Genomic DNA, 10,516 nt, shown 5'->3' on the forward strand with positions numbered 1-10,516 from the left:
ACCCCCGACCCCTCCCGCAAGCGGGAGGGGGGAAGAGGTGGCTCAGTCCTCGCCGAACTTCGCCTCGACCAGCGCGCACAGCGCGCCGACCGCGGTCTCGGCATGCTCGCCCTCGGCCGAAATCGAGATCGTGTCGCCCATCGCCGCGCCGAGCATCATCAGCCCCATGATCGAGGTGCCCGTCACCGACCCGGCGCCATCCTTCTCGACCTGCAGCTCGCACGGCTGCGACGCGGCGAGCGTGACGAACTTGGCGCTGGCCCGCGCATGCAGCCCGCGCTTGTTGGTAATCAACACCGAACGCTTGACCGACATCAGGCGGCCGCCTCGCCGAGAACCTCGGAGGCGACCGAAATATATTTCCGCCCCGCCTCGCGCGCGGCGGCGACGGCATCGACGATCTTCATTTTCTTGCGCGCCGATTCGAGCCGGATCAGCATCGGCAGGTTGATCCCAGCGATCACTTCGATCCGCCCGCGCTCCATCAGCGAAATCGCGAGGTTCGACGGCGTCCCGCCGAACAGGTCGGTCAGCAGGATCACCCCGCGCCCGGTATCGACGCGACCGATCGCCTCGGCAATGTCGTTGCGGCGCGCCTCCATATCGTCCTCGGGGCCGATATTGACCGTGGCGACATGCTCCTGCTTGCCGACCACATGCTCCATCGCCGTCACGAACTCATCGGCCAAACGGCCGTGGGTCACGAGAACCAGTCCGATCATCGTCCCACCCACTTCATGCAACACGCGCCCCATCGTCCCTAATCTCATCGGGCGTCCCGTCGCGCACGCCCTCAAGTGAGTCTTGCGGGGCAGCGGCGAGATCGCGGTGCGCGACCGTGGGCGAAAATCCCTCGGCGCGCAACCGCGCGGCGATCCGCTGCGCGACATGGACCGAGCGATGTCTCCCCCCGGTACAGCCCAAGGCGATCGTAACATACGATTTTCCCTCGGCACGGTAGCGCGGGAGCAGCAGCAGCAGCAGCGCCTCGATCTGCGCGAGCGCGGCGTCATACGCCGGGTCCTGCGCGATATAGGCCGAGACGTCGGCATCGAGCCCGGTCCCCGGGCGCAGCTCGGGCACCCAATGTGGATTGCGCAGGAAGCGCATGTCGAACACCAGATCGGCGTTGCGCGGCAACCCGCGCGCAAAGCCGAACGACATCACCGACAAGGTCGGCTCGCCCAGCCGTTCGCCGAGCTGCTCGCCCGAAAACGTCGCGCGCACTTGCTGCGCGAGTTCGTTCGCGGTGAGGTTCGTCGTGTCGATCAGCCGGTTCGCCCAGCCGCGCAAGGGGGACAGCAATTCGCGTTCGCGCGCGATGCCGTCCGACGCCGGCCGGTCGAGCGCGAGCGGGTGCCGCCGCCGCGTCTCCGAATAGCGCCGCTCGAGTTCGTTCCCCGCGCAATCGAGGAACAGCGTGCCGATGTCATAGCCATGGACTTCGCGCAGCTGCTTGATTCGCTCGACGATCCGTTCGGGATCGAAATCGCGCGTCCGCGCGCCGATGCCGAGCGCGAGCGGCTGTGCCGAACGCTCGAACCCCTCGGGCAACGGCGCATTGAGCAAGCGATCGAGCAGCAGCAGCGGCAGATTGTCGACCACTTCCCAGCCGAGATCCTCGAGCGTGCGCAACACGGTCGATTTCCCCGCGCCCGACATGCCGGTGACGAGCAGGATATCCTTGGGATCGCGTTTCATAGCGTCTCTCTAACGTCGCGGAGCGCCAATTCCACCTTGATCGGTGCCGAAGCCGCGAAAGCATCGAGCGCGACCACGGGCACTGCAATGCCAGCGATGACGGTCGACTCGTTCCGCTCGGGCATCCGCGCGACCGCACCTCCAAGCCGTATAACGAGTGCGACCGCAATCTCGTCGATATACGGCATAGCCCGGATCCCGATCCCGCGCACCTCGATCTTTCCGGCGATCGTGTCGGGTGCCGTCGCGCGGAGCCCGCCTGCGACCGCGCGGACCGCGGTATAGTCGTCGCTGACGAGACGTGCCCCGCGATCGATCAGCCGCAGCGCAAGGTCCGACTTGCCGCTCCCCGACGGGCCGATCAGCATCACGCCGAGCTCCCCGATCGCGATCGTCGTCGCATGGATACGCAGGCTCATCCGGCGGTTTCCGCGGCGGGCAGGCGAATGACGAAGCGAGCGCCCGCGGCGCGGTTGGTGCGTTCGGTCGCGACGATGCTGCCCTGGTGCGCATCGACGATCGTCCGCGCGATAGCGAGCCCGAGCCCCGAATGCTTGCCGAACGCCTCGCCCGCCGGGCGCAGCGACTGGAAGCGCTGGAACACCTGCTCGCGCGCTTCCTCGGGAACGCCGGGACCTTCATCCTCGATCGCGACGAACACGCCGTCGGGCTCGTGGCGCGCGACGATCCGGATCAGCCCGCGATCGGGCGAGAAGGAAATCGCATTCTCGATGACATTTTCGAGCACGCGCTCGAGCCGCGCGCCTTCGCCCAGCACGACGAGCGACTCGGCTTGCCGCCGGTCGAACTCCAGCCGGATGCCGCGTTCGACGCCGCGCGCCTCACGGCTGCCGATCAGCGCCGCGATCATCGCGCCGAGATCGACTGGCTCGAACTTCGCGCGGCTAAGCTGCGCGTCGAGCCGCGATGCCTCGGCAATATCGGTGATCAGCCGGTCGAGCCGGTGAACATCGTCGCGCACGATCGCGAGCAAGCGCTCCTGCAGCGCCGGATCCTTGACCATCGCCAGTCCCTCGACCGCCGAGCGCAGCGACGCGAGCGGGTTCTTCATCTCGTGCGTCACATCGGCGGCGAACGCCTCGATCGCATCGATCCGCGCGCGAAGTGCGAGGCTCATGTCCGACAGTGCACGCGCGAGCATCCCGATCTCGTCGCGCCGCTCGGGCAGCCGCGGCACAACCACCTCGCGCGCCCGCCCGAGCCGGACGCGCACCGCCGACCAGGCGAGCCGCCGCAGCGGCCGCACGATCGTGCGCGCGAGGAACAGCGACAGCAGCACCGAGACGATCGCGACGACGAACAGCACGATGCTCAGCCGGAAGCGTTCGACGCGCACCGTCTGCGTGATGTCGCGCGCATTGAAGGTCGTCATCACCACGCTGCCGCCGGGCATCGGCGAGGCGGCGGTGATGACGGGCGTGCGATCGGGGGCACGCCATACCGTCGCCGCGACGGTCGGCGCCGAACGCACGGTGCGCACGTCGGGCCAGGCGAGCCCGTTGCTACGCTCGCGATAGAGCGGCGCGCGCGGCGTGCCGACGACGGTGTCGATCCCGGCGTCGAGGAAGCGCGCCGCGCCCTGGGTCCAGGCCTGTTTGTCTGGGTCCTGCAGCACGAAGTTGCGCAGGCCCAGCGCGCGCGTGTCGATGATCAGCTTGGCGTCGGCATCGTAAATGCGGATCCAGCTGCCCATGTCGCGCGCCAGCTTGACCGAGAGGTCGGGGCGTTGCGCGGTCGGCACCGCGACCACCGCCTCGGCGATCAGCCGCGCCTCGCGGATCGATTGCGTGACGCGCCCGTCGACGATCCGGCTGCGATACGAATCGAGATAGAAGAACCCGCCCGCGAGCATCGCCAGCGCGAAGACGTTGACGAACAGGATGCGCGGCGTGAGCGAGACGCGCGCCGACCAGCGCAACGACAGCGCGCGCGCATCCTCGTCGCTCGGATCGAGCACGAGCATCGCCGCCGCCGCGGGGTCAGTCCTCCGAGAAACGATAGCCCGCTCCATACAGCGTCTCGATCGCGTCGAATTCGGGATCGACCTGGCGGAACTTCCGCCGGACGCGCTTGATATGGCTGTCGATCGTCCGGTCGTCGACATAGATATCGTCGTGATAGGCGGCATCCATCAACTGGTTGCGCGTCTTGACGATGCCGGGCCGCTGCGCGAGCGTTTCGAGGATCAGGAACTCGGTCACCGTCAGCACGACGTTTTCGCCGCCCCAGGTGACGCGGTGCCGCGCGGTATCCATCGCGAGCCGCCCACGCGTGAGCGACGTCTCCGCGCTCGCCTCCTCGCCCGCCGATCCGCTCGTCGAGACTTCGGTCCGCCGCAGGATCGCACGGATCCGTGCGATCAGCAGCCGCTGCGAGAAGGGCTTGGCGATATAGTCGTCGGCTCCCATCGCCAGGCCCAGCGCCTCGTCGAGTTCGTCATCCTTCGAGGTCAGGAAGATCACCGGGATCATGCTCTTCTCGCGCAAGCGTCGTAGCAGCTCGAGCCCGTCCATCCGCGGCATCTTGATGTCGAGGATCGCGATGTCGGGCGGATTGTCGATCAGCGCCTTGAGCGCGGTCTCGCCATCGGAATAGAGCCGCGTGACAAAGCCTTCGGCCTGCAACGCGATCGATACCGATGTGAGGATGTTGCGGTCGTCATCGACCAGCGCGATCGTTGCCGTCATCGGCGGGGGCAATCCTTCATCATTTCGCAGGCGGCTTAATCCATTAGCCGCCCAGCCTCAATGGAAGCTGAACGGACCGATTTGACCGGCACGCCCCGCCTCGATATGCGCGACCGGAACACCGCGAGGTCAAAATGACCCGCACGGGACAGTAGGAGAAACCCCAGTGAGCGATCGCATACCCACCGCCGGCCTTGAATCGCAGGGCATCGAAACCCGCGCAAATCTGCACTGGAATCTCGTCACCGCCCGGCTGATCCAGTCGGCGATCGCCCGCGGGGAAGGCAAATTGTCCGCCGACGGCCCGCTGGTGGTCGAAACCGGCGCGCATACCGGCCGCTCGGCGCAGGACAAGTTCATCGTCCGCGACGCCGAAACCGAGAGTACGGTGTGGTGGGGCAAGAGCAACAAGGCGATGTCGCCCGAGCATTTCGCTGTCCTCAAGGCCGATTTCCTGTCCGCGCTGCGGGACAAGGAAGATCTGTTCGTCCAGGATCTGTTCGGCGGCTCGCAGCCCGAGCACCGCGTCCAGGTCCGCGTGATCAACGAGCTCGCCTGGCACAACAGCTTCATCCGCACGATGCTCGTCCGCCCCGAGGAAAGCGAGCTGCGCGGCTTCGTCCCCGACTATACGATCATCGACTTGCCGAGCTTCCGCGCTTCGCCCGAGCGCCACGGCTGCCGCAGCGAGACCGTGATCGCGGTCAATTTCACTGACAAGCTCATCCTGATCGGCGGCACGCGCTATGCCGGCGAGATGAAGAAGTCGGTGTTCAGCCTGCTCAACTATCTCCTCCCGCCAACGGGCGTGATGCCGATGCACTGCTCGGCCAATATGGGCCCCGACGGCGACACCGCGGTGTTCTTCGGCCTGTCGGGCACCGGCAAGACGACGCTCAGCGCCGATGCCAGCCGCACGCTGATCGGCGATGACGAGCATGGCTGGTCCGACACCGCGGTCTTCAACTTCGAAGGCGGCTGCTACGCCAAGATGATCCGCCTCTCGGCCGACGCCGAGCCCGAAATCTTCGCCACCACAAAGCGTTTTGGGACGATCCTCGAAAATGTCGTGATGGACCCGGTAACGCGCCAGCTCGACCTGGACGACGCGAGCCTCGCCGAGAACAGCCGCGGCGCGTATCCGATCGACTTCATCCCCAATGCGTCCGAAAAGAACATGGGGCCGGTGCCGCGCAACATCGTGATGCTGACCGCCGACGCGTACGGCATCCTCCCGCCGATCGCCAAGCTCACCCCCGAACAGGCGATGTACCACTTCCTCTCAGGCTACACCGCGCGCGTCGCCGGCACCGAGATCGGCGTGACCGAGCCCGACGCGACCTTCTCGACTTGCTTCGGCGCCCCGTTCATGGCGCGGCACCCCTCGGTCTATGGCAATTTGCTGAAAAGCCGGATCGCCAAGGGCGGGGTCGATTGCTGGCTGGTCAACACCGGCTGGACCGGCGGCAAATATGGCATCGGCAGCCGGATGCCGATCAAGGCGACGCGCGCCTTGCTCAACGCCGCGCTCGATGGTTCGCTCAACGACGCCGAGTTCCGCACCGATCCGAACTTCGGCTTCAAGGTCCCCGTCGCCGTGCCCGGCGTCGACAGCGCGATCCTCGATCCGCGCGCGACCTGGGCCGACAAGGCGGCCTATGACGCCACGGCGGCAAGGCTCGTCGATCTGTTCGTCGAAAACTTCGCGCAATTCGCCGAGCATGTCGACGAAGGCGTGCGACAATCCGCGCCCAAAGTCGCCGCCGCCGCCTGACCTGCCCGCGTCTCCGGATCGGGCACCGCATTGGAGCCCGATCCGATGACCGACTTGCCCTTCCGCCCCTTTCCCGATGACGCCGCGATCCGGCGCGTGGGGGAGGGGCTGCTCGACCGCAGCCTGCCGCGCCCCGACTGGACGCACGAGGCGCATCTCGCCGCAACGCTCTGGCTCGCCCGCGACCGGCGCGACATCGACCTCGATGCGCAGATCGCGACGATCATCTCGCGCTACAACGTCGCCGTCGGCGGGGTGAATGACGACAGCCAGGGCTATCACGACACGATCACTCGCGCCTATCTCGCCGGCATCCGCGCGCATCTCGCCGCGCGCGACCCGGCCGAATCGCTCGTTACCAGCGTCGATGCGCTGCTCGCCAGCCCCGCGGGGCAGCGCGATTGGCCGCTGCGCTTCTACAGCCGCGCGCGGCTCTTCTCCGTCGCGGCGCGGCGCGCTTTCGTCACGCCCGATCTCGCGCCGCTGCCCGTGGCGTGATACGCTCGGCGTCTCGCAAATTGACGATCAAGGATGCACCCATGGGAATGCTCGACGGCCTGCTTGGCCAAGTCACCCAAAACGTCGACGTGAAGAACCTCGCCGAGAAGATCGGCCTGACCCCCGACCAGATCGAATCGGCGGTCGCCGCGCTCGGCCAGGCGCATGCGGCACCTGGCGACACCGTCGCGACCGCAGCCGAGACCACCGGCCTGCCGACCGACACGCTCCAACAGATCCTCGCGCATCTCGGCGGGGAGGGCGCGCTTGCCGGCTTTGCGAGCCAGCTCGCCGGGCAGGGCGGGGTGCTCGGCCAGCTCGGTGGCCTGGCCGAGGGTTTCTTCGGAAAGAAATGAGCCTTTCGGATCGGTCGCGTCGCGCCGCCGCGCGACCGATCCGCTTTACGCTTCAATCGCCGCGCGCGATTGGCTAAGCGTCTGGAGATGAACGAAACCGACGAGTATCGCGCGAACGGCTATGCCGCGCTCCCCGGCCTGTTTCCGCCGGCGGTGCTTCACGCGTTCTACGATCGGATGCGCCAGGATCTGGGGCTCACCAACGCCTCGATGCGCCGCTTCACCGCGCGCGGACCGTTGCTGACCAAGGACGCGATCGAGATCTACGCGCTGCAATATCCGCCGATGCTGACCTTCCTGTGGGGGCTAACCCCGCGGATCGCGCAAGCAACTCGCTGCGCGTTGCTCCCGACCTACGCCTATTTCCGGCTCTATCAGCGCGGCGACGTGTGCCGCATCCACACCGATCGCCCGGCGTGCGAGCACAGCGTCTCGCTGACGATCGCCTATGGCGACGAAACGCCTTGGCCGCTGTCGGTCGCGACCGTCGCCGATCCCGTCCCGCAGCCGGTAGTGCGCGCGGATTTCGGCGAGACCGCGTTCGGATCGGTCGCGATGCAGCCGGGCGACGGCGTGCTCTATCAGGGCGTCCACCACCGCCACGGCCGGCTCGAGCCCAACCCCAATGCCTGGTCGGCGCATCTCTTCCTGCACTGGGTCGACGCCAATGGCCGTTACAAGGACCAGGCGTTCGACCGCCCGACGATCGACCGCGTCAACGCCGGGCGGTAGCGCCATGCGGCGTCGCCCTACTGGCGGAAGCCCCGTTAATCATTCCTCCTCCGTCACCCTCGCGAAAGCGAGGGCCCCGCTTCTACTCGGCGCGCCAGAAAGAGCGGGATCCCCGCATTCGCGGGGATGACGAAGCGGTGAGGGAGTGTCACGCTCGCGGGCACGACCGATCGATGAGCGGAACGCCGATCCCTCGCGCGCGCCTCCGCGCGAACCATCCTTCTTCTTCGCGCGCCCGAAAATCGCACCAAGCAAAGCCAGCTCAGCCCAGCTCGACCCGCAACACGCTCCCATCCGCCCCGACGATCCGCACGCTGGCGCCAACCGCCGCATCGGGCCCGATGGCGGTCCAAGCCCCGTCGCCCACCGTAACGCGGCCTTCGCCATCGACGATCGCCTCGCACACCAGCACGCGCCGGCCGATCAACCGCGCCGCGCGATCGTTGAGCGCCGGGTCGGCGCGCGTCGTGTCGAGCCCGCGATACCAGCGCCACCCGATCGCCACCGCGCCCGCGGTCAGCCCGGCGAAGACCAACGCCTGCAGCACGATCGGCACCCCCGGCACGATCAGCACGAGCAGCCCGGTCCCGACCGCACCCGCGCCGAGGAACACCAGGAAGAAGCCCGGCACGAGCATCTCGGCGATGACGAGCGCGAGCGCCGCCGCCAGCCACAGCGCGCCGAGGCTCCACACCACCCCGAACAGCATCATGCCGCGGGCTCCTCCGCCTCGAATGGACCCGGCCGCGGCCGCGGCTTGACCACCGGCGAGGCCGACGGCGACCCGACGATCGCCTCGCGCGCCAGCTCGCCGATCCCGCCGAGCGTCCCCATCAGCTGCGTCGCCTCGACCGGGAAGAGGATCGTCTTGGCATTAGGCGAGGTCGCGAACTTGCCGATCGCCTCGACATATTTCTGCGCGATGAAATAGTTGATCGCCTGGACGCTGCCGCCCTCGATCGCATCCGAGACCGCCTTGGTCGCCGCCGCTTCGGCCTCGGCCGCGCGCTCGCGCGCCTCGGCGTCGCGGAACGCCGATTCGCGGCGCCCTTCGGCCTCGAGGATCTGCGACTGTTTCTGCCCCTCGGCGCGGTTGATCGCATTCTGGCGGGCCGCTTCCGATTCGAGGATCGTCGCGCGCTTCTCGCGCTCGGCCTTCATCTGGCGCGTCATCGCGTTGACGATGTCGGCGGGCGGGCGGATGTCCTTCAGCTCGACACGCGTGATCTTGACGCCCCAGCTCTCGGTCGCGTGATCGACCACCATCAGCAGCCGCGTGTTGATCTCGTCGCGCTTCGACAGCGTCTCGTCCAAGTCCATCGAGCCCATCACGGTGCGCAAGTTCGTCGTCGCGAGCTGCATGATCGCGAGATACAGGTCGCTCACCTCATACGCCGCCTTGGCCGCATCGAGCACTTGGAAGAACACCACGCCGTCGACCGCGACCATCGCATTGTCCTTGGTGATGATCTCCTGGCCGGGAATGTCGAGCACCTGCTCCATCATGTTCACTTTCCGACCGACCCGGTCGAACAGCGGCACGATGAAGGTGAGCCCGGGTTTGGCGACCGCGGTGAACTTGCCGAAGCGTTCGATCGTGTACTGATAGCCTTGGCGGACGACCTTCATGCCGAGCATGAGGTAGAGCAGCACGAGGATAATGAGCAGGCCGGCGATGATGAGTGGCATGGGGTTCCCCTTGCGCGACCGCGGAGGGGCGGGCGCGATTGTTGGGTTTTAGCAGATTGGGGGTAAGGGGGTAGGGGGGCTCCTATGCAAGCCCTCGTTACATCGCGGAATACTCCGGAGAGTCTTCCGGCAGCGAAGAGAAATCAAAGTTCGGCTGGAACTCGGCATATTTCGCGCATCTCTTGTCCGAAATCGTCTTTGTACCCTGCATGACGACAAGGCCCGCTGCAGGCCTCGCGCCAGACATCGCATTTCCTTCGACGGTATAGACGATGTAACTATAGGCACCGCTCTTGAAACGCAGCTGGTATTCGACCCCTGCCATTCGCTGTGTCAGCCAGAAGACATTGCCGCTTTGCCGGTCGCCGATGATCGACATCTCCTCTTTTGGCTGCGTGCCGTAATGATAGACCAGCTGAGTGCCTACCAAGTTGACCGACACGCGCTTGGTGCCGATCCCGCAACTGAAAATTGGTTTCGGCATGCCCGCGGACGATCCCGCCGCAGAAGAAGATGCAGGAACGAGCAAGAGGAGCATCGTGATCGCCAACGTTTTCATGTCGTTTCCTCGGATATGAAATATTCAGGTCGCGATCGATGCGGGAACACTGTTCGTATCAGGAGTTGATGGCGCGATAGTGACACCACGCGGCGCGGATCGCAAACCGCTATGCAGCGTTGGTTGGCTGTTCTCGCGGAAGGCTCCGTTTAGTCTTTCCTACAAGCTACGTTCGTGCTATGTTCTTACCTGCTCTTTGAACGGTCTGGCTTATCATCCTCGCGCCTTTGCGACAGTTTCGCTTGGCCTGCGCCGGGCGGCGGAACGAAAGGGGAAGTCACCCACATTCCGTATTGGTCCAGGAACGGAAACGATCGGAAAAGGAAACATCACGTCTTGGGGTCAATCGAGTCAACCGAGGCACGGTTCGTCGCACAGGGTTCAACGTCTTCTTCTTGACCCTCCCCTTCAGGGGAGGGGCTTGTGAGCCACCCGCGATGGTGCGACTCTCGTGCGACTTTCCACCGCGCCCCCGTCTGCCTGTCTCTTATACACATCT

Annotated in this window: 13 protein-coding genes; 4 read left to right on the top strand and 9 right to left on the bottom strand. The window is 66.2% G+C overall.

Features of this window, described 5'->3' with window-relative positions; genetic code table 11:
* Positions 1-42: 42 nt before the first annotated feature.
* The 6 genes from QN347_RS17560 to QN347_RS17585 are packed head-to-tail and all read right to left on the bottom strand — an operon-like array spanning position 43 to position 4,409.
* Positions 43-315: an HPr family phosphocarrier protein gene (locus QN347_RS17560; RefSeq protein ID WP_133188116.1), complete on the bottom strand. Its 273-nt coding sequence runs from the start codon at positions 313-315 to the stop codon at positions 43-45.
* On the bottom strand, positions 315-722 hold the full coding sequence (locus QN347_RS17565) for a PTS sugar transporter subunit IIA (RefSeq protein WP_133188118.1): 408 nt from the start codon (positions 720-722) through the stop codon (positions 315-317). The genes QN347_RS17560 and QN347_RS17565 overlap by 1 nt, the downstream gene beginning before the upstream one ends.
* 13 nt (positions 723-735) lie before the next feature.
* Entirely contained in the window at positions 736-1,701 is a 966-nt protein-coding gene (rapZ, locus tag QN347_RS17570; protein WP_322163866.1) for an RNase adapter RapZ, read from the bottom strand.
* The gene (locus QN347_RS17575; protein ID WP_189674673.1) at positions 1,698-2,120 is read right to left on the bottom strand and encodes an HPr kinase/phosphorylase; all 423 of its coding nucleotides are present in this window, start codon (positions 2,118-2,120) and stop codon (positions 1,698-1,700) included. Before QN347_RS17575 ends, rapZ begins: the two co-directional genes overlap by 4 nt.
* Complete coding sequence (locus tag QN347_RS17580; protein ID WP_416350888.1) at positions 2,117-3,733, bottom strand: ATP-binding protein; 1,617 nt, start codon at positions 3,731-3,733, stop codon at positions 2,117-2,119. Before QN347_RS17580 ends, QN347_RS17575 begins: the two co-directional genes overlap by 4 nt.
* On the bottom strand, positions 3,702-4,409 hold the full coding sequence (locus QN347_RS17585) for a response regulator transcription factor (RefSeq protein ID WP_133188126.1): 708 nt from the start codon (positions 4,407-4,409) through the stop codon (positions 3,702-3,704). The genes QN347_RS17580 and QN347_RS17585 overlap by 32 nt, the downstream gene beginning before the upstream one ends.
* Positions 4,410-4,575: 166 nt before the next feature.
* On the opposite strand from QN347_RS17585, the gene QN347_RS17590 reads away from it, so the two are divergent.
* The 4 genes from QN347_RS17590 to QN347_RS17605 all read left to right on the top strand — a co-directional run bounded on the left by QN347_RS17590 (position 4,576) and on the right by QN347_RS17605 (position 7,769).
* Complete coding sequence (locus QN347_RS17590; RefSeq protein WP_189674675.1) at positions 4,576-6,183, top strand: phosphoenolpyruvate carboxykinase; 1,608 nt, start codon at positions 4,576-4,578, stop codon at positions 6,181-6,183.
* Positions 6,184-6,228: 45 nt separating this feature from the next.
* Positions 6,229-6,681 (top strand): hypothetical protein, encoded by a 453-nt coding sequence (locus QN347_RS17595; RefSeq protein ID WP_322163864.1) that lies wholly within the window; start codon positions 6,229-6,231, stop codon positions 6,679-6,681.
* A 41-nt stretch (positions 6,682-6,722) separates the two neighbouring features.
* Positions 6,723-7,037: a hypothetical protein gene (locus tag QN347_RS17600; RefSeq protein ID WP_322163863.1), complete on the top strand. Its 315-nt coding sequence runs from the start codon at positions 6,723-6,725 to the stop codon at positions 7,035-7,037.
* A gap of 87 nt (positions 7,038-7,124) precedes the next feature.
* The gene (locus QN347_RS17605; RefSeq protein ID WP_322163862.1) at positions 7,125-7,769 is read left to right on the top strand and encodes a hypothetical protein; all 645 of its coding nucleotides are present in this window, start codon (positions 7,125-7,127) and stop codon (positions 7,767-7,769) included.
* Between the two features lie 262 nt (positions 7,770-8,031).
* On the opposite strand, the gene QN347_RS17610 is transcribed toward QN347_RS17605, so the two are convergent.
* From QN347_RS17610 to QN347_RS17620, 3 genes are all read right to left on the bottom strand, one after another.
* A complete protein-coding gene (locus QN347_RS17610) occupies positions 8,032-8,478 on the bottom strand; it encodes an NfeD family protein (protein ID WP_133191950.1) in 447 nt (148 codons plus the stop codon).
* Positions 8,478-9,458: an SPFH domain-containing protein gene (locus tag QN347_RS17615; protein WP_322163861.1), complete on the bottom strand. Its 981-nt coding sequence runs from the start codon at positions 9,456-9,458 to the stop codon at positions 8,478-8,480. The genes QN347_RS17610 and QN347_RS17615 overlap by 1 nt, the downstream gene beginning before the upstream one ends.
* Positions 9,459-9,555: 97 nt before the next feature.
* Complete coding sequence (locus tag QN347_RS17620; protein ID WP_322163860.1) at positions 9,556-10,017, bottom strand: hypothetical protein; 462 nt, start codon at positions 10,015-10,017, stop codon at positions 9,556-9,558.
* Positions 10,018-10,516 lie beyond the last annotated feature (499 nt).

It is taken from the genome of Sphingomonas sp. 10B4, assembly GCF_035019905.1.
Lineage (GTDB): Bacteria > Pseudomonadota > Alphaproteobacteria > Sphingomonadales > Sphingomonadaceae > Sphingomonas > Sphingomonas glacialis.

Excerpts from the sequence above, each read along its gene's own strand:
- QN347_RS17580 (WP_416350888.1), bottom strand. The coding sequence starts at position 3,733 with ATGGAGCGGGCTATCGTTTCTCGGAGGACTGACCCCGCGGCGGCGGCG.
- QN347_RS17560 (WP_133188116.1), bottom strand. The coding sequence starts at position 315 with ATGTCGGTCAAGCGTTCGGTGTTGATTACCAACAAGCGCGGGCTGCAT.
- QN347_RS17605 (WP_322163862.1), top strand. The coding sequence starts at position 7,125 with ATGAACGAAACCGACGAGTATCGCGCGAACGGCTATGCCGCGCTCCCC.
- QN347_RS17615 (WP_322163861.1), bottom strand. The coding sequence starts at position 9,458 with ATGCCACTCATCATCGCCGGCCTGCTCATTATCCTCGTGCTGCTCTAC.
- QN347_RS17585 (WP_133188126.1), bottom strand. The coding sequence starts at position 4,409 with ATGACGGCAACGATCGCGCTGGTCGATGACGACCGCAACATCCTCACA.
- QN347_RS17610 (WP_133191950.1), bottom strand. The coding sequence starts at position 8,478 with ATGCTGTTCGGGGTGGTGTGGAGCCTCGGCGCGCTGTGGCTGGCGGCG.
- QN347_RS17600 (WP_322163863.1), top strand. The coding sequence starts at position 6,723 with ATGGGAATGCTCGACGGCCTGCTTGGCCAAGTCACCCAAAACGTCGAC.
- rapZ (WP_322163866.1), bottom strand. The coding sequence starts at position 1,701 with ATGAAACGCGATCCCAAGGATATCCTGCTCGTCACCGGCATGTCGGGC.
- QN347_RS17595 (WP_322163864.1), top strand. The coding sequence starts at position 6,229 with ATGACCGACTTGCCCTTCCGCCCCTTTCCCGATGACGCCGCGATCCGG.
- QN347_RS17575 (WP_189674673.1), bottom strand. The coding sequence starts at position 2,120 with ATGAGCCTGCGTATCCATGCGACGACGATCGCGATCGGGGAGCTCGGC.
- QN347_RS17565 (WP_133188118.1), bottom strand. The coding sequence starts at position 722 with ATGATCGGACTGGTTCTCGTGACCCACGGCCGTTTGGCCGATGAGTTC.
- QN347_RS17620 (WP_322163860.1), bottom strand. The coding sequence starts at position 10,017 with ATGAAAACGTTGGCGATCACGATGCTCCTCTTGCTCGTTCCTGCATCT.